Genomic DNA, 17,583 nt, shown 5'->3' on the forward strand with positions numbered 1-17,583 from the left:
ATGTCTAGCGCTGACAGCACTGAATTCAGTCCGTCAGTCATATCACCTCCCGTGTTTCTGTTTCCGGCCCGCGCCCCTATAATGGTTGCCTTTTTCGCCCAATGATTTTGCGGAGCTGGTGATGGCCGAACGTAAGGCGTCAGTCGAGCGCGACACTCTGGAAACCCAGATCAAAGCCTCGATCAACCTGGATGGCACCGGAAAGGCCCGATTTGATATCGGTGTTCCTTTTCTTGAGCACATGCTGGACCAGATCGCCCGTCACGGGCTGATCGACCTGGATATTGTCAGCAAGGGCGACCTGCATATCGACGACCACCACACGGTGGAAGACGTCGGTATCACCCTGGGTCAGGCCTTTGCCAAAGCCATCGGCGACAAGAAAGGCATCCGTCGCTACGGCCACGCCTACGTGCCGCTCGATGAAGCGCTGTCGCGCGTGGTGATCGACTTCTCCGGCCGTCCAGGCCTGCAGATGCACGTTCCCTACACCCGCGCCACCGTCGGCGGCTTCGATGTTGACCTGTTCCAGGAATTCTTCCAGGGCTTCGTCAACCACGCCCTCGTCAGCCTGCACATCGACAACCTGCGTGGCACCAACACCCACCACCAGATCGAGACTGTGTTCAAGGCTTTCGGCCGCGCACTGCGCATGGCCGTAGAGCTCGATGACCGCATGGCCGGTCAGATGCCATCGACCAAAGGCGTTCTGTAATGCAGACGGTCGCGGTTATCGATTACGGCATGGGTAACCTGCACTCGGTGGCCAAGGCCCTCGAGCACGTCGGTGCCGGCAAGGTCCTGATCACCAGCGATGCCGATGTGATTCGCGAAGCAGACCGGGTGGTATTTCCCGGCGTCGGCGCGATTCGCGACTGCATGGCGGAGATCCGCCGCCTGGGCTTCGACTCGCTGGTGCGAGAAGTCAGCCAGGATCGTCCGTTCCTCGGCATCTGCGTGGGCATGCAAGCCTTGCTCGACAGCAGTGAAGAGAACGACGGCGTCGACTGCATCGGCCTGTTCCCGGGCGCGGTGAAGTTCTTCGGCAAAGACCTGCATGAAGATGGCGAGCACCTGAAAGTCCCGCACATGGGCTGGAACGAAGTGAAGCAGACGGTGAGTCACCCGCTGTGGCACAACATTCCGGACCTTGCGCGATTCTACTTCGTGCACAGCTACTACATCGCTGCCGGCAATGCGCGGCAGGTGGTGGGTGGTGGTCACTACGGTGTCGATTTCGCCGCCGCGCTGGCCGATGGCTCGCGTTTCGCCGTGCAGTTCCACCCGGAGAAGAGCCATACCCATGGCCTGCAATTACTGCAGAACTTCGCCGCGTGGGATGGTCGCTGGTAAATGGCTGCCAAAAAGAAGCCGCCGATCCTGACCCTCACTCCCGAGCAGGAGAACGAGGCCAATCACAAGATCAAACGCTTCATGGAAGATCGCTTCGAACTGGACCTGGGTTCGTTCGAAGCGGCTGAGATCCTTGAGCTGTTTACCCGTGAAATTGCGCCGCACTATTACAACAGGGCGATTTTCGATGTGCAGACGCACCTTAAAGAAAGGTTCGAAAGCATCGAAAGCGACCTGTGGGCGCTCGAGAAAAACTGATTTTCGAGCGAAGCTGAACAATCGAATTTGAAGGTTTGCCAGATGCTGATTATTCCCGCTATCGATCTCAAAGACGGTGCCTGTGTTCGTCTGCGCCAGGGCCGCATGGAAGATTCCACGGTGTTCTCCGATGACCCGGTGAGCATGGCTGCCAAGTGGGTGGAGGGCGGTTGCCGCCGTCTGCATCTGGTCGACCTGAACGGTGCTTTCGAAGGCCAGCCGGTCAACGGTGAAGTGGTCACCGCCATCGCCAAGCGCTACCCGAACCTGCCGATCCAGATCGGCGGCGGTATCCGTTCCCTGGAAACCATCGAGCATTACGTGAAAGCGGGTGTGAGCTACGTGATCATCGGCACCAAAGCCGTGAAAGATCCGGCTTTCGTTGCTGAAGCCTGCCGCGCGTTCCCGGGCAAAGTGATTGTTGGTCTCGACGCTAAAGATGGTTTCGTCGCCACTGACGGCTGGGCTGAAATCAGCACCATTCAGGTCATCGACCTGGCCAAGCGATTCGAAGCCGACGGTGTGTCTGCGATCGTTTATACCGACATCGCCAAAGACGGCATGATGCAGGGCTGCAACGTACCGTTCACCGCTGCGCTGGCCGCTGCGACGAAGATTCCGGTGATCGCTTCCGGCGGCATCCACAACCTCGGTGACATCAAGTCGCTGCTCGACGCCAAGGCGCCCGGCATCATCGGCGCGATCACTGGCCGGGCGATCTACGAAGGCACCCTCGACGTCGCTGAAGCGCAAGCTTTCTGCGATTCGTACAAAGGCTGAGGACTGATCATGGCGCTGGCCAAACGCATCATCCCTTGCCTGGACGTGGATAACGGCCGGGTGGTCAAGGGCGTCAAGTTTGAGAACATCCGCGACGCCGGTGACCCGGTGGAAATCGCCCGTCGCTATGACGAGCAGGGTGCCGACGAGATTACCTTTCTCGACATCACTGCCAGCGTCGATGGTCGCGATACCACGCTGCATACCGTCGAGCGCATGGCCAGCCAGGTGTTCATCCCGCTGACCGTGGGTGGTGGCGTGCGCACCGTGCAGGACATTCGCAACCTGCTGAATGCCGGTGCGGACAAGGTCTCGATCAACACTGCTGCGGTGTTCAATCCGGAATTCGTTGGCGAAGCGGCGCAGCATTTCGGCTCGCAGTGCATTGTTGTCGCCATTGATGCCAAGAAGGTTTCCGGTCCGGGTGAAATTCCGCGCTGGGAAATCTTCACCCATGGCGGTCGCAAACCTACCGGTCTCGATGCCGTCGAGTGGGCGAAGAAGATGGAAAGCCTGGGTGCGGGCGAAATCCTGCTGACCAGCATGGACCAGGACGGCATGAAAAACGGCTTCGACCTGGGCGTCACCCGCGCGATCAGTGATGCCTTGGGCATTCCGGTGATTGCGTCCGGTGGTGTCGGCAACCTGCAGCATTTGGCCGACGGCATTATCGAAGGTCACGCCAGCGCGGTATTGGCGGCGAGTATTTTCCACTTCGGCGAATACACCGTGCAGGAAGCCAAGGCCTACATGGCTCATCGCGGCATCGTGATGCGGTAAACAACCCGATACAGGCCAGTGGACATCATGGCGGGCTCAAGGCACTCTTGGGTACGCCATGGATTCAGGTAGCCAGACATGCTTAAACGCCTTCTTCTTGTCCTCGCCAGCGCTTCTCTGTTGCTCGTCAATGGGGCACATGCCGCAGAAAATCCCGACACCGACCTGGTGTTGCTGACGGAAAATTTCCCCCCCTACAACATGGCGAAGAACGGCAAGAACTTCGCTCAGGACGAGAACATCAATGGCATTGCCGTGGACATCGTCCGCGAGATATTCAAGCGTGCCGAAGTTACTTACAGCCTGACGCTGCGTTTCCCTTGGGAGCGAATCTACAAACTCGCCCTGGAGAAACCGGGTTACGGGGTTTTCGTCATGGCGCGGTTGCCGGACCGCGAGAAACTGTTCAAGTGGGTTGGCCCTATCGGTCCGGACGACTGGATCATGTTGGCCAAGGCTGACAGCAAGATCACGCTCGAGACGCTGGATCAGGCGCGCAAGTACAAGATTGGCGCCTACAAGGGCGATGCGATTGCCGAGACATTGGCCAAGCAAGGATTGAAGCCGATTGTTGTGCTGCGTGATCAGGATAATGCGAAGAAGCTCACCAGCGGCCAGATTGACTTGTGGGCTACGGGAGACCCGGCCGGGCGCTATCTGGCGCGCCAGGACGGGGTAACCGGGCTCAAGACCGTGCTGCGCTTCAACAGCGCCGAGCTGTACCTGGCGCTGAACAAGGATGTGCCTGACGCAACCGTCGCAAAACTGCAGGCTGCACTGGATCAGCTACGCAAGGAAGGCGTGGTCGACGAGATCATGGCGCGGTATCTGTAGCGGTTGGCGAATCTGTCATCGGCAGAATGGCGGCGGTGACTTCACTGTCTTTAGGCGGATATTCGGCCCAGTACAAACTGTCGCTATCGGCGTAAGCGAAGTTGATTGCCGCTTCTGTGCCATCTTCGCGCCATAGGTCGTAGTGGCTCTGCAGCTGATAAACCGCCGACATCTTGTTTTGCGGAACGATGACGACGACTTCCACGGCGTTCGGGGTGATCCATCCGCTGGACGATTTTTCGGTATGAGTGAAATGACTGCTCAATTTTGCCGAGAACTTTATTGGTCGGACAGCGTCCGAAGCCCCGGTCGGCCATGCGCTTGTGACCTTGATAGACGTGATGCGGTTGAATGCCTGCAATACCGCGTGGAACAAAACGCGGGGTGCTGTCCATTTGAATAGCCTGCTTTTGTCGCCTGTGTTGTGGCCGTACCCGACGAGCACGTATTGGTCTGTTCTTCTCAAGTAGTAGTACGGGGATTTGCTTAATTTATCGATGGGTAGCAGGGCGTTGTCTTCGACCGCGAACCAAGGAATTTTGGCAATTTGGGTAGCCTCGGATGTTTCGGGAGGTGGCGGCGCTTCGAATCCTGAGAGTACCGGCACCTCTGGTGCGGGATTGATCTGGAGGGGAATCTGCATTCGCAATGAATAAGCTGCGGCGTGAGTCGAGGGTTTGGTGAAGCTGTTGGAACCTGCAAAGGTGCCTGGAGCAAAGTAGATCTCTCCAGCTGCTGCTGCCGGAGGATCAATATTCCAGGTGCTGAAGTCCTGCCTGGCGCCGCTGCCCCGGTCGTTCCAGATCAAGTCGCCAACGCTTGAAGCGATCACCAGATCCGCCCGGACGCAACGTACGGCGTTAAGTGAAGGTTTTTCATGGTCATTGGAGCACACCAGTCCCAGTGCCACATACCCGTCAGGCGGAATCGGACGCCATATCGCACCGTCCGCCCCCGAGCCGGAATATCTCCAGACTTGTTCAAAGTCGTCAGGCCGGCTGAGTGCTTTTCCTTTGGAGGTATCTACGCTCTGCGGGTCGCCCTCGCAGACAACCGCCATCACTCTTTTTCCGTTGATGTTTACGTCTCCGGAAACAGCGAGGTCGCCCAGTGGGAAATAACCTGGCAGCAAATCGGGGGCAGGGGTAGGTCGCCAAAAGCTCGCAAGGTTTGCACGTGAGCCCTTGGTGTTCCAGATCCGTTGGAATTCCGTCGTAAAGTTGATCAGCAGGTTGTCGAATTTTATCGACTCCATTTGCGTCGCGGCCGGTGTAACCGTGTCATCGGTATTCATAGTCAATCCTGATAGTTGAAAGCAGCTCAGGGGAGCCGCTACCTGTTACAGGTCTCACTATCCGGAATGGGGCGAGGCGTCTGGCGGTAATTATTTATAGGTTTTGGCAGGGTTACCGATAAATGCCGTTTTTGCCATGAGCAACCATGGCGCGATTGCCGCGCACACTGATCATCTGCTTGATATTGATCCACTCGATACCCTGAGCCTTGAGCTTGGGCAACTCACGCTCCAGCACCGCCAGCGTCTGCGGATACGGATGCCCGATCATCACCGCCGAACCCTGACTTCGCGCCAGGGTGATCGCCGTCTGTAGCTGCGTAAAAATAGCCGCTTCAGTGCGTTCATCATCCAGAAACACATCCCGCGAAACACTCGCCAACCCGATCTTCTGCGCCTCGGCTGCCGCCACAGTCTGCGCACTGGTGCGGCTGTCGACGAAGAGCTTGTGTCGACGCTGCAAGTCCGCCATCAACCACGCCATAGCGACTGGCTGGGCGGTCATGCGGCTGCCCATGTGGTTGTTGATGCCAGCGGTGTAGGGCACAACCTTGAACGCCGCGTTCAGGCGTTTCTCAAGCTCGTCGATGGACAAGTCGGGGTGCCAGGCGAACGGGCCGGTGGCCGGGTCCATGGGCATGTGGAGGATGACGATCTTGCCGGAGCGATGAGCTTCACGGGCGAATTCGGTGGCGTGGGGTGTGTCGGGCATGATCGCCACAGTCACCGGGCCGGGCAGGGCCAGCACGCGGCGATCCCGGGGCAGGTTTTGCCCCAGGTCATCAATGATCAGAGTCAGGTAGGCCTTTTGAGGCGCCGTCGTGACGGGCGCTGCATTAGCAACACCCGTCAGACAGCACAACAGACCGAAGATAAACCACAAACGCATCTTAACGGCCGGAGGTGATGCTCAGCCCTTTGAGCAGGCTCAGGGCCTGGGCCAATTGATAGTCGTCATCCTGCGGCATTGCCTTGGCTTTGCTGCTGGAGGTTGGCTTGTCGGCGCCGCCGTTGCCATTGCCCAGGTGACCTTGCAGATCGGCTTCCTTGAAGTACTCGCCGTCCTGCTCGTTGGTGATCTTCGCCTTGCGTACTTCGATATCCGGGACGATGCCCTGGGCCTGGATCGAGCGGCCGTTTGGCGTGTAGTACAACGCCGTGGTGATCTTCAGTGCACGGTCATTGTTCAGCGGCAGCACGGTTTGTACCGAGCCTTTGCCGAAACTGGTGGTGCCCATGACCACCGCGCGTTTCTGATCCTGCAAGGCGCCGGCGACAATTTCCGAGGCCGAGGCGCTGCCGCCGTTGATCAACGCGACCATTGGCACGGCTTCACTTTCGTCCTTGCCGGTGGCGGAAAAGCGCAGTTCGGAGTTGGCGATACGGCCCTTGGTGTAAACGATCAGGCCCTTGGTGATGAAGTGGTCGACCACTTCTACCGCCGCTTGCAGCACGCCACCCGGGTTGTTCCGCAGGTCGAGGATGATGCCTTTGAGCTTCTTGCCGTTGTCCTTGCGCAGCTTGGCCAGGGCCTTGGAGACTTCGTCGCCGGTCTTGACCTGGAACTGGGTAATGCGGATGTAGCCGTAGCCGGACTCCAGCAGTTGGCTCTTCACGCTCTTCACTTGAATGATGGCGCGGGTCAGGGTCACGTCGAACGGCGCACCGCCGTCACGCACCAGGGTCAGGGTGATTTTCTGGCCGATCTTGCCGCGCATCTTGTCCACGGCTTCGGTCATGCTCTGGCCACGGGTCGGCTGGCCGTTGATCTTGACGATGAAGTCACCGGCCTGAATGCCAGCCTTGGAGGCCGGGGTGTCGTCAATTGGCGATACCACTTTGATGAAACCGTCTTCGGCACCGACTTCAATGCCCAGGCCGCCGAATTCGCCGCTGGTGCTTTCCTGCAACTCAGCGAAGTCTTCCGGGCCCAGATAGGCGGAGTGCGGGTCGAGGTTGCTGAGCATGCCTTTGATGGCGTTTTCCAGCAGGGTCTTGTCGTCCACCGGTTCGACATAGGCGGCCTTGATCCGATCCATGACCTCGGCAAAGGTGCGCAACTCTTCCAGCGGCAATGGCGCCTTGGTGGTCGCAGCAGTGCCCGCAGGCGCGACTGCCGGGGCCGGTTGAGCGGCGAACGCCAGAGGCGCGCCGATCACCAGGGCGATCGTCAGGGCCAGCGAGGTAAGGCGGGACAAATGCAGCATGTCGAACGAACTCCTGAATTAGGTAACGTGCTTATCCTTGCGCACGACACCATTGCGCCGGATCACTGGGGTGACCCTGCTGACGAATAGCGAAATACAGCGCTGGTGTGTCCTGCCCGCCACTGCTACCGACAGTGGAGATGGACTCACCGGCTTTTACCACGTCACCCGCAGACTTGAGCAGCGTCTGGTTGTGACCGTAAAGACTTAAAAAACCGTTGCCGTGGTCGAGGATCACCAGCAGCCCGGCACCCCGCAACCAGTCGGCGAACACCACGCGACCACCATGCACGGCATGCACCTGGCTACCGGCGGAGGCGCTGATCATCACGCCGTCCCACTTGGTGCGGGCGTCATCGCCGCGGGTTTGGCCAAAGCGTGCCAGCAGTCGACCATCAACCGGCCAAGGAAGTTTTCCCCGAGTTGAAGCGAAAGGGCCACCAAAGGTTTCGCCTGAGCTTGATACCAGAGCGCCAGGTGTCGATTTAACGGGTTTGCGTGGGGCGTCAGTGGCGTCTGCTGCAGCCTGAGCCTCACGTAAACGCTTTTTTTCGGCTTCCTGCTGGGCGATCAGCGCTTTTTGCCGCGCTTCTTCTGCCTCACGGGCCTGACGGGCCAGGGTTTCTTCAATGGTTTTAAGGACTTTAGACAGGTCTGCCTGATCCTGCTCGCGGGCCGCCAGCTTCTGATCGCGAGCCTTCACGTCGTCGCTGAGCTTGGCCAGGACTTGCTGGCGCTCCTTGCGGACTTTGTCGAGTTCGTCGCGCTGACTGTCGAGGCTGCTTTTCTGTACCAGCAATTGCGCCTGCTGCAGGCCGATGTCTTTTTCGACATTGGCCAGTTGGCGCAGGGTTTCGTTGAAATTCTTCAGCTGCTCCAGGCGGGCCTGGCTCAGGTAGTCGTAATAGGTAAGGGTGCGGGCGAATTTTTCCGGGTTCTGCTGGTTGAGCAGCAGCTTCAGGTACTCCTGACGGCCGTTCTGATAAGCCGCACGAGCCTGAATGGCGATCAGTCGTTGCTGTTCAATGCGCGCGCTCTGGAGTTTTTTTTTCTCACCATCGAGTCGCTGCAGCTCGGATTCGCTTTTCTTCAGCTCTTTTTGCAGAGCATCGACCTGCTTCTCGAGATTGCCCATCTCGGTCTCGGTGCCTTTGAGGTCTTTCTGCACACCGGATTTTTCTTCCTGGAGCTTGCCCAGGAGTTTTTTCAGCTCGGCAATGTCCTGACGCGTGGCGTCCAACTGTTGTTGGGTTTGCGCGCGCTCGTCAGCAAAGGCCGGTTGGAGCAGGCAAGTCAGAGCAAGGGCTATCAGGACGCGAAGCATAGAGACGGGTGATACCAGGGAAAGGGACGCCCTAGTATGCCCGCCAAGCGCTGCAAAAAAAACGCCCATTTGGGGTTGTGTGATAACCGGACTGAAAAACACCACAAACCACCGTGGGAGCGAGCCTGCTCGCGATGGCGCCTGAACATTCAACCGTGATGTTGGCTGTCAGATTGCTATCGCGAGCAGGCTCGCTCCCACAGGGTTTGGCGTCGTCAGATGGATCTGATTACACCAGTATCGGAGTCCCGGTCATCTCAGCCGGTTTCTCCAGCCCCAGCAACATCAGCATGGTCGGTGCCACATCCGCCAGCACGCCGCCGTCACGCACCTTGAAGTCACGCTTGCCGACATAGATGAACGGCACCGGCTCGGTGGTGTGCGCTGTATGCGCCTGGCCAGTGGATTCGTCGGCCATTTGCTCGACGTTGCCGTGATCGGCAGTGATCAGCGCTTCGCCGCCGACTTTTTCCAGTGCGTCGACGATGCGGCCGACGCACAGGTCCAGGCATTCAACCGCTTTGACGGCCGCGTCGAACACGCCGCTGTGGCCAACCATGTCACCGTTGGCGTAGTTGACCACGATCACGTCGTAACGCTGATTTTCGATGGCGTCGACGATGCGGTCGGTGACTTCCGGGGCGCTCATTTCGGGCTGCAAGTCATAGGTGGCGACTTTCGGCGACGGGATCAGGATGCGTTCTTCGCCCGGGAACGGTTCTTCGCGACCGCCGGAGAAGAAGAAGGTCACGTGGGCATACTTCTCGGTTTCTGCGATGCGCAGCTGCGTCTTGCCGTTTTTCGCCAGGTAGTCGCCCAGCACGTTTTCCAGGCTGCCCGCCGCGAAAGCGGACGGCGCGGGAATGCTGGCGGCGTATTGGGTCAGCATGACGAAGCCGGCCAGTTTTGGCTGGCGGGCACGTTCGAATTCCTTGAAATCGTCTTCGACGAACACGCGGGTCAGTTCACGGGCGCGGTCGGCGCGGAAGTTCATGAACACTACGGCGTCGCCGTCTTCGACCTTGACTGGCTCACCGATGGAAGTGGCTTTGACGAATTCGTCGCTCTCGCCACGTTCGTACGCGGCTTGCAGGCCTTCCTGAGCGGTGGCGGCGTTGAATTCGCCATTGCCATCGACAATCAGGTTGTAGGCCTGGGACACGCGGTCCCAACGATTGTCGCGGTCCATGGCGAAGTAACGGCCGACAATGCTGGCAATCCGGCCTTTGCCGAGGGCCTGGAAGGCCGCATCCAGCAGTTCGATGGACGACTGGGCGCTTTTCGGCGGCGTGTCGCGGCCGTCGAGAAAGGCGTGCAGGTAGATTTTTTCAGCGCCGCGCTTGTAGGCCAGTTCGGCCATGGCAACCAGGTGGTCCTGGTGGCTGTGAACGCCGCCATCGGACAGCAGACCCATGAAGTGCACGGCTTTGCCGGCAGCGACGGCTTTATCGACAGCGGCGCAGATGGTCGGGTTCTCGAAGAACTCGCCATCGCGGATCGATTTGGTCACGCGCGTGAAGTCCTGATACACCACGCGGCCGGCGCCGAGGTTCATGTGGCCGACCTCGGAGTTGCCCATCTGGCCATCCGGCAGGCCGACGTCCATGCCGCTGCCCGAGATCAGGCCGTTCGGCACGGTGGCCCACAGACGGTCCAGCACGGGCTTCTTGGCCGCATAGATGGCGTTGGATTCAGGGCTCTCACTGTGACCGAAGCCGTCGAGAATAATCAGGACCAAAGGTTTAGGCGTGGTAGTCATGGATTCCACTCGTGGCTGAATTAAAAGAGGGCGATGGAAAAGGGAGTGGCAGTTTAAAGCGAAGTTCCGACCGCGTCACCGCCAGACGGGGTTTGGCCCACCATAGTGGCTGTGTATACTGGCCGACATTTTAACGCCCTGGAACCTCCTTCGATGGTTGATCACCTGATTGCATTTGCCACTACCCACTATCTGCTCGTCGGCATCTTCGCCGTTCTGCTGGCTCTGCTGATCGCCCATGAGATGAAAGGCGGCGGCCGTAGCCTGAGCACCGGTGAACTGACCGGGCTGGTCAACAAGGACGCAGGCGTGGTGATCGACATCCGTTCGACCAAGGATTTCGCCAACGGTCACATCGTTGGCGCGTTGAACATTCCTCACGACAAACTGACCGCTCGTGTCGGCGAACTGGAAAAGCACAAGGCCAAGACCATCATCCTGGTCGATGCCCAGGGTCAGACCGCCGGCACTCATGCCCGCGAACTGATGAAATCCGGCTACACCGCCGCCAAGCTCTCCGGCGGGATTTCCAGCTGGAAAGGCGACAACCTGCCGCTGGTGAAGTGATATGAGCAACGTCGTCGTCTATTCCAGCGATTACTGCCCTTACTGCTCGCGAGCCAAGTACCTGCTCGAGAACAAAGGCGTGGCCTTCGAAGAGATCAAGGTCGATGGCAAGCCGCAGGTGCGCGCCGCCATGGCTCAGAAAGCCGGACGTACGTCCGTGCCGCAGATCTGGATCGGCGAGCGCCACATTGGTGGCTGTGATGATTTGTTCGCCCTTGAGCGCGCCGGTAAGCTCGACGCAATGCTCAAGACCTGAATGCCTTCCCTATAAGACCCCAAGATCAGAAAGGATCTGAGATGACTGACCAACAGAACACTGCAGCTAGCGAAGAAGAAACCGCACCGCAATTCTCCTTGCAGCGCATCTACGTACGTGACTTGTCCTTCGAAGCCCCGAAAAGCCCGGCGATCTTCCGCCAGCAGTGGGAACCGAGCGTCGGTCTGGATCTGAACACCCGTCAAAAGGCACTGGAAGGCGATTTCCACGAAGTCGTACTGACCCTGTCGGTCACCGTGAAGAACGGCGACGAAGTGGCATTCATTGCTGAAGTGCAACAGGCCGGGATCTTCCTGATCAAGAACCTCGACGACGCTTCGATGAGCCACACCCTTGGCGCGTTCTGCCCGAACATCCTGTTTCCGTACGCTCGCGAAACCCTGGACAGCCTGGTGACCCGCGGTTCGTTCCCGGCCCTGATGCTGGCTCCGGTGAACTTCGACGCGCTGTACGCACAAGAACTGCAACGCATGCAGACGGCTGGCGAGACTCCAACCGTTCAATAAGCGGTGCAGCAACACCCATGTGGGAGCGAGCCTGCTCGCGAAAGCGGTGTTTCAGTCGGTATTGATGTCGACTGACACGCCCTCTTCGCGAGCAGGCTCGCTCCCACGTTTGTTATGGGGGTTATTTGAAGCCGAGTTGACGCCAGCCTTCGTACACGGCGACCGCCACGGTGTTCGACAGGTTCAGACTGCGGCAGCCTTCGCGCATTGGTAAGCGCAGGCGCTGTTCGCCGGGCAGGGCATCGAGTACTTCTGCCGGCAAGCCACGGCTTTCCGGGCCGAACAGGAACGCATCACCCTCGGCAAAGCTGGCGTCATGGAACGGCCGCGAGCCCTTGGTGGTGAAGGCGAACAACCGTGGATGACCCAGACTCTCCAGACAGCTGGCGAGGTCTGCGTGGCGTTGCAGGGTGGCATACTCGTGGTAGTCGAGGCCGGCCCGGCGCAGGCGCTTGTCGTCCATTTCGAAGCCCAGCGGTTCGATCAAATGCAGGTGGCAGCCACTGTTGGCGCACAGCCTGATAACGTTGCCGGTATTCGGCGGAATTTCTGGTTGGAAAAGGATGACGTGAAACATGCACGGCTCCGAAGATAAAGATGTGCAGCATTCTACGCCGCAAGCTGATCCGCGTTCGAAACTATTCCCGCGAGTGATGGCCTCGTTGGCGATTGTCGGGATGATGGTGGGGCTGATGATCGGTCGCCTGACCACGCCGGACCCCAGCGAATTACAGCAGGTCGAAGTGACGAATGATGGGCTGGTGGTGTGGTTCAACAACGAACCCAAAACCCACGGCGAGTTCGTGGACGGCAGCCTCGCGCTGCTGTTCGAGTCTGAAGGCAAGGCGCAAAGAGGTCAGCTCATGATCAACGACAAGAGCGCGAACTGGCGGGTGCGTTTGAGTGATGGGGGGTTATTGCTGACGGTTGTGGCGGCACGGCCGCTGCAGGGCGAATGGGCCGCGAGCGAGGTCGATGACCGCTGGCGGCTGGAGATCCATCTCCGAGAGCAATAAAAGAGGGAATCCCCGGCCTGCCTGTACCAAGGTCCCCAAAACGGCAGGGCTTACGCATTGCGTCGCAAGCCCAGGTGTAAAGAAGGAACCCCTGACCTGCCTGTATCAGGAGCCCCAAAACTGGGAGGGCTCATCGCTATTTGCGGGGTGAGCCCGGTGTAAAAGAGGGGAATCCCCGGCCTGCCTGTACCAAGGTCCCCAAAACTGGGTAGTGAATCGAATCACTGAATGGACTATTGCAGGGGGCGTGCCAGGTTTTAACAAGTTGAAACAGAATGTCGCGCTGAAACGTCGAAAGCCCCGTATTCCGGGGCTTTCTTGTTTATTCGATAGGGGTTCGATTGCGAACGCAAGCGGGATTTCGAAGCTGTTGCCGTGCGCGATTGCGGTTCACGGTGCATTGCGGCGGTGCACTGAGCTCTAAATATTGATCGTTCCCACGCTTCCGCGTGGGAACGATCGGCTTAAGGGTTAACCCTCATCCCCCTCATCATCATCCCCACTATCAACCTTCATCCCCAGTTCCTTGATCTTGCGGGTCAGGGTATTGCGGCCCCAGCCCAGTAAAACAGCGGCATCACGGCGGCGGCCGGCGGTGTGTTTAAGGGCGGTTTCAATCATGATCCGCTCGAAGGCCGGCACGGCGCTATCGAGCAGGCTCGACTGACCACGGGCCAAAGCCTGATCCGCCCACTGGCGCAGCGCCTGTTCCCAGTTGGTCACCGGCGCCGAATCCTGCGGCAGGTTCAGCAGCTCCGGCGGCAGGTCGCTGATGTGCACTTCGCGACCCGAAGCCATCACCGTGATCCAGCGGCAGGTGTTCTCCAGCTGACGCACGTTGCCGCCCCACGGCAGGTTCTTCAGGTACTCCTCGGTTTCGCTTTTCAGCAGCTTCGGCTCCACCGCCAGTTCTTGCGCGGCGCGGCTGAGGAAGTGCTTGGCCAGGGTCGGAATGTCTTCGCGACGGTCCGACAACCGTGGAATGTGGATGCGGATCACGTTGAGGCGGTGGAACAAGTCCTCACGGAATTTCCCGGCATGCACCAGTGTTTCCAGATTCTGGTGAGTCGCGGCGATGATTCGCACGTCGACCTTCACCGGTACATGGCCGCCGACGCGGTAGAACTCGCCGTCGGCCAACACACGCAGCAAGCGAGTTTGAGTGTCTGCCGGCATGTCGCCGATTTCATCGAGGAACAGCGTGCCGCCGTCAGCCTGTTCAAAGCGCCCGCGACGCAGGTTGGTCGCGCCGGTGAACGCGCCTTTCTCATGGCCAAACAGCTCGGATTCCATCAGGTCTTTCGGGATTGCGGCCATGTTCAGCGCAATGAACGGCGAAGCCGCGCGCGGACTGTGACGGTGCAGCGCGTGGGCCACCAGTTCTTTACCGGTACCGGATTCGCCGTTGATCAGCACGGTGATGTTGGAGTGGCTCAAGCGCCCGATGGCGCGAAACACTTCCTGCATCGCCGGCGCTTCACCGATGATTTCCGGGGTGCGGGTCAGGGCGACCGGGACTTCCAGGCCTTGCTGTTCCTGGGCGTGCTGGTTCGCGCGTTTGACCAGCGACACCGCTTCGTCGACGTCGAACGGCTTGGGCAGGTATTCAAACGCACCGCCCTGATAGGACGCGACAGCGCTGTCCAGATCGGAGTGCGCGGTCATGATGATCACCGGCAGCCGTGGGTGTTGCTCGCGAATCCGCGCCAGAAGGTCCAGACCGCTGGCACCCGGCATGCGAATGTCGGAGATGATCACGTCCGGCTGCTGGCGCGCCAGGCGGCTCATCACACCATCGGCGCTGTCGAAGCTTTGCGTGGTCATGCCTTCTTGCTGCAAGGCTTTTTCCAGGACCCAACGGATAGAACGGTCGTCATCGACGATCCACACGGTTTCACTACGGCTCATGTCGATGTGGCTCCTTGTTCCAGGGGCAGAAAGATCGAGAAGGTGGTGTGGCCTGGGTGGCTGTCACATTCGATCAGGCCCTGGTGCTGGCTGATGATGTTCTGGGTAATGGCCAGGCCCAGCCCGGTGCCGTCCGGGCGGCCGCTGACCATGGGAAAGAAGATGGTTTCCTGCAACTCCGCGGGAATGCCCGGGCCGTTGTCGATGATTTCGATTTTGGTCACCAGGCGATGGCGCACGTGGCCGATGGTGAACTGGCGCATGGCGCGGGTACGCAGGCTGATGCGGCCAAGACGCAGCTCGTTCTGGCTACTGATGGCCTGCATCGCATTGCGCACGATGTTCAGCACGGCCTGAATCATCTGTTCGCGGTCGATCAGCACGTCGGGAATGCTTGGGTCATAGTCGCGCACCAAAGTGATGCAGCCCTGGCTTTCGGCCTCGACCAGATGGCAGACGCGTTCCAGCACTTCGTGGACGTTGCACATGGCCAGCGATGGCAGCTTGTTGGACCCGAGCATGCGATCCACCAGGTTACGCAGGCGGTCCGCTTCTTCAATGATGACGTTGGTGTAATCGCGCAGGCTTTCTTCCGGCAGCTCGCGGGCCAGCAATTGCGCCGCGCCGCGAATCCCGCCCAACGGATTTTTGATCTCATGAGCGAGGCCGCGCACCAGCATCTTGCTGGTTTCCTGCTTGGACAATTGCGCCTCCTCCTTGGTGATCCGCAGCAAACGGTCCCGGGGGTGGACTTCCAGCAGCAGCAGGGTGGCGCCGTTGGCCAGGATCGGCGTTACCGCATAGTCGACGGTCAGCGTCTGGCCGGTGAGGGCAGTGAGCATCGCTTCGCGCTTGGTGAACGGGTGCGCCTGCTCGACCGCCTGGCGCAGGGAGTTCAGCGCCTCGGTGGACTCGGTGAACAACTCACTGATGAACTGCCCATGGCTACGCTGACCGCTGATGGCCAGGAGCATCTCCGCCGCCGGATTCATGTACTCAAGGCGCAGTTCGGCGTTGAGCAGGATGGTTGCGGTGGTCAGGTTGTCGAGTAGCAATCGATGCAGTGCGTCACTAATGGTCATCAGGACCTCTTTTGGAGCAGGGCATGCGCGTGAATAACGCGCCGATACGATGAAAATGCAAAAACCAAACCAAGGCTCCGAAAAGAAGCGTTTAAGGCCTGAAACAGGCGTTTGACGCTCGTTTGCGTGGCGTTCTGCCAGCTTTCGCGGGTACTTTCGAACCAAAATGGGTTGGGAAATGGGTACGGTGCAACCGATTGCACCAATATAGTGCGCAAACCCGAACGAGGTTAGAAGAAGCGCAGGAAGGGATTTTTTTCTTCTGGGGGTTTGTCTTTGATCGGACATTCCGGTCGCAGGCCGTAATCAGCGAGGACGCAAGGGTTGACCTGGCGTTTTTGCGCGAGGGAAATACGCAGCATGTGAAAGGGTTGATTGGCCGTGCGTTCGACGGTGCGGCCTTGTTCGTCGAGGATCTCCACTGAAAGGTGGTGGCTGCCACGATCGATGTTGTTCAGGGCGAATACCGGACTTGGGCCGGGCGCGGCGGTAGGTTGGCCGTCCAGTAGCAATCGAAAGCGGTGACCGCGTTGCAGTCCGGGTTCGCTGGTGACACTGACAATCAGCTCTCCGGCGCTGCTGCGGACCGTGGCATCGGGGTCCGGAACCAGCACCCGCAGCATGTCGTAGTGGAAGAGCGGTTTGGTTTCAGCCTTTTTACCGGCATCGAACGGTACTGCACCGGTGGGGTTGGCGGACATGCGATTGCTCGGTGTTATCGACACACGCTTGGCCTTGCCGGAGCCTGGCTGATCGGTGAAGACTCGATTGCCCTGTGCGTCGACGTAGGTGAAAACTTCCGCCGCTACCGGCAGGGTGATCAAGCAGGCGATCAACAGCCAAAACCTCACGGCTTATGCACTCGTTGTACGGTGAAGGTCACACTCGGACTCTGCTGGATGATGTTTTCGCCCTCGATTACCTGCACCGCGAGGCTATGCAAGCCGCGATCAATATTCACCAGTTGCAGGATCGGCACGTTGCTCGGTTGACCGTAAGGCTGGTCGTCCAGCAGCAGCCTGAACAGATGCGGACCTTTCAGGCGCGGCTTGATCAATACATTGACGGTGAAGGTGCCGTTGTTGGCGCGCAGGGCTTCGGTGGTGGGCAGGCCGGTCAATTCCAGCACCTCATAGGCGCTGCGGGGCTGCTCACGATTGTTGGTGTCTGCAGGCGGCGCAGGTTCGCTCGGCGACGGGGGCTCGACGCTATTGAGCGCAGGCAGTTCGACCGGTTGAGCCTTGACGCCATCGGGCGGTTGGTTGCTATAGGCGGTGTTACCGTCGGCGTCGGTGTACTTATAAATCTGCGCGGCGGCGGGCAGGGCGAACAGCAACAAGATGAATAGAAAACCACGACCCATAAAATCGACCAGAAGCGAAGGTGTTGGGTTGCAGCATAGGTCAGGGGTGGTGGTTGGTCCTAGCCGTAAACATTTGGGCATGTTTTCCGAGATCATCTGAACGCAGCAAATCCCTGTGGGAGCGGGTTTGCCCGCGAAGGCGTCCGCACACCGGCATCCATGTGTCAGGCAGTCCGCATTCGCGGGCAAGCCCGCTCCCACAGGGTTCTTTATTGGCTGTCGAATCGCGCCCACAAAAAAGGCCTCCCGAAGGAGGCCTCTTTTTTGTCGCGCCG

Annotated in this window: 20 protein-coding genes; 10 read left to right on the plus strand and 10 right to left on the minus strand. The window is 59.3% G+C overall.

Features of this window, described 5'->3' with window-relative positions:
* The first annotated feature begins 121 nt into the window (after window positions 1-121).
* The 6 genes from hisB to FQ185_RS06210 all read left to right on the plus strand — a co-directional run bounded on the left by hisB (window position 122) and on the right by FQ185_RS06210 (window position 4,005).
* On the plus strand, window positions 122-715 hold the full coding sequence (gene hisB, locus FQ185_RS06185; protein WP_003218037.1) for an imidazoleglycerol-phosphate dehydratase HisB: 594 nt from the start codon (window positions 122-124) through the stop codon (window positions 713-715).
* A complete protein-coding gene (gene hisH, locus FQ185_RS06190) occupies window positions 715-1,353 on the plus strand; it encodes an imidazole glycerol phosphate synthase subunit HisH (RefSeq protein ID WP_090176778.1) in 639 nt (212 codons plus the stop codon). Before hisB ends, hisH begins: the two co-directional genes overlap by 1 nt.
* The gene (locus FQ185_RS06195) at window positions 1,354-1,611 is read left to right on the plus strand and encodes a DUF2164 domain-containing protein (protein WP_046045558.1); all 258 of its coding nucleotides are present in this window, start codon (window positions 1,354-1,356) and stop codon (window positions 1,609-1,611) included. It begins immediately after the preceding gene.
* A gap of 42 nt (window positions 1,612-1,653) precedes the next feature.
* Window positions 1,654-2,391 (plus strand): 1-(5-phosphoribosyl)-5-[(5-phosphoribosylamino)methylideneamino]imidazole-4-carboxamide isomerase, encoded by a 738-nt coding sequence (gene hisA, locus FQ185_RS06200; RefSeq protein ID WP_149416733.1) that lies wholly within the window; start codon window positions 1,654-1,656, stop codon window positions 2,389-2,391.
* A gap of 9 nt (window positions 2,392-2,400) precedes the next feature.
* Window positions 2,401-3,171 (plus strand): imidazole glycerol phosphate synthase subunit HisF, encoded by a 771-nt coding sequence (gene hisF, locus FQ185_RS06205; RefSeq protein WP_149416734.1) that lies wholly within the window; start codon window positions 2,401-2,403, stop codon window positions 3,169-3,171.
* A 78-nt stretch (window positions 3,172-3,249) separates the two neighbouring features.
* Window positions 3,250-4,005 carry an ABC transporter substrate-binding protein gene (locus FQ185_RS06210; RefSeq protein WP_149416735.1) on the plus strand — a complete coding sequence of 252 codons (756 nt, stop codon included), beginning with the start codon at window positions 3,250-3,252 and terminating at the stop codon, window positions 4,003-4,005.
* On the opposite strand, the gene FQ185_RS06215 is transcribed toward FQ185_RS06210, so the two are convergent.
* From FQ185_RS06215 to gpmI, 5 genes are all read right to left on the minus strand, one after another.
* Complete coding sequence (locus FQ185_RS06215; protein ID WP_149416736.1) at window positions 3,986-5,299, minus strand: Vps62-related protein; 1,314 nt, start codon at window positions 5,297-5,299, stop codon at window positions 3,986-3,988. The genes FQ185_RS06210 and FQ185_RS06215 overlap by 20 nt on opposite strands.
* Before the next feature lie 112 nt (window positions 5,300-5,411).
* A complete protein-coding gene (locus FQ185_RS06220) occupies window positions 5,412-6,188 on the minus strand; it encodes a divergent polysaccharide deacetylase family protein (protein ID WP_149416737.1) in 777 nt (258 codons plus the stop codon).
* Window position 6,189: 1 nt separating this feature from the next.
* Window positions 6,190-7,506 (minus strand): S41 family peptidase, encoded by a 1,317-nt coding sequence (locus tag FQ185_RS06225; protein WP_149416738.1) that lies wholly within the window; start codon window positions 7,504-7,506, stop codon window positions 6,190-6,192.
* A gap of 31 nt (window positions 7,507-7,537) precedes the next feature.
* Window positions 7,538-8,830, minus strand: a complete 1,293-nt coding sequence (locus FQ185_RS06230; protein ID WP_149416739.1) for a murein hydrolase activator EnvC — start codon at window positions 8,828-8,830, stop codon at window positions 7,538-7,540.
* 229 nt (window positions 8,831-9,059) lie between these two features.
* The gene (gene gpmI, locus FQ185_RS06235) at window positions 9,060-10,589 is read right to left on the minus strand and encodes a 2,3-bisphosphoglycerate-independent phosphoglycerate mutase (RefSeq protein ID WP_149416740.1); all 1,530 of its coding nucleotides are present in this window, start codon (window positions 10,587-10,589) and stop codon (window positions 9,060-9,062) included.
* Window positions 10,590-10,742: 153 nt separating this feature from the next.
* Between gpmI and FQ185_RS06240 the strand changes: the two genes are divergently transcribed.
* From FQ185_RS06240 to secB, 3 genes are read left to right on the plus strand one after another with little or no spacing between them, the layout of a single operon-like run.
* Window positions 10,743-11,156 (plus strand): rhodanese-like domain-containing protein, encoded by a 414-nt coding sequence (locus tag FQ185_RS06240; protein WP_149416741.1) that lies wholly within the window; start codon window positions 10,743-10,745, stop codon window positions 11,154-11,156.
* 1 nt (window position 11,157) lies between these two features.
* Window positions 11,158-11,412, plus strand: coding sequence for a glutaredoxin 3 (gene grxC, locus FQ185_RS06245; RefSeq protein WP_149416742.1), 255 nt, complete (start codon window positions 11,158-11,160; stop codon window positions 11,410-11,412).
* Window positions 11,413-11,453: 41 nt separating this feature from the next.
* Complete coding sequence (secB, locus tag FQ185_RS06250; protein WP_149416743.1) at window positions 11,454-11,939, plus strand: protein-export chaperone SecB; 486 nt, start codon at window positions 11,454-11,456, stop codon at window positions 11,937-11,939.
* Window positions 11,940-12,060: 121 nt separating this feature from the next.
* Here secB and FQ185_RS06255 read toward each other — a convergent pair whose 3' ends face one another.
* Complete coding sequence (locus FQ185_RS06255) at window positions 12,061-12,516, minus strand: tRNA (cytidine(34)-2'-O)-methyltransferase (protein WP_007949025.1); 456 nt, start codon at window positions 12,514-12,516, stop codon at window positions 12,061-12,063.
* Between FQ185_RS06255 and FQ185_RS06260 the strand changes: the two genes are divergently transcribed.
* A complete protein-coding gene (locus tag FQ185_RS06260; protein ID WP_149416744.1) occupies window positions 12,515-12,955 on the plus strand; it encodes a hypothetical protein in 441 nt (146 codons plus the stop codon). The two genes, FQ185_RS06255 and FQ185_RS06260, sit on opposite strands and share 2 nt — an antisense overlap.
* Window positions 12,956-13,426: 471 nt before the next feature.
* On the opposite strand, the gene ntrC is transcribed toward FQ185_RS06260, so the two are convergent.
* The 4 genes from ntrC to FQ185_RS06280 form a co-directional block, all read right to left on the minus strand.
* Window positions 13,427-14,863: a nitrogen regulation protein NR(I) gene (gene ntrC / locus FQ185_RS06265; protein ID WP_149416745.1), complete on the minus strand. Its 1,437-nt coding sequence runs from the start codon at window positions 14,861-14,863 to the stop codon at window positions 13,427-13,429.
* Window positions 14,860-15,945: a nitrogen regulation protein NR(II) gene (gene glnL, locus FQ185_RS06270; RefSeq protein WP_149416746.1), complete on the minus strand. Its 1,086-nt coding sequence runs from the start codon at window positions 15,943-15,945 to the stop codon at window positions 14,860-14,862. Before glnL ends, ntrC begins: the two co-directional genes overlap by 4 nt.
* Before the next feature lie 230 nt (window positions 15,946-16,175).
* Window positions 16,176-16,796: a DUF4124 domain-containing protein gene (locus FQ185_RS06275; RefSeq protein WP_149416747.1), complete on the minus strand. Its 621-nt coding sequence runs from the start codon at window positions 16,794-16,796 to the stop codon at window positions 16,176-16,178.
* Window positions 16,793-17,308 (minus strand): DUF4124 domain-containing protein, encoded by a 516-nt coding sequence (locus FQ185_RS06280; protein WP_149416748.1) that lies wholly within the window; start codon window positions 17,306-17,308, stop codon window positions 16,793-16,795. Before FQ185_RS06280 ends, FQ185_RS06275 begins: the two co-directional genes overlap by 4 nt.
* Between the last annotated feature and the right edge of the window lie 275 nt (window positions 17,309-17,583).

This window comes from Pseudomonas sp. ANT_H12B, assembly GCF_008369325.1.
In the GTDB taxonomy this organism is placed as follows: Bacteria; Pseudomonadota; Gammaproteobacteria; order Pseudomonadales; family Pseudomonadaceae; genus Aquipseudomonas.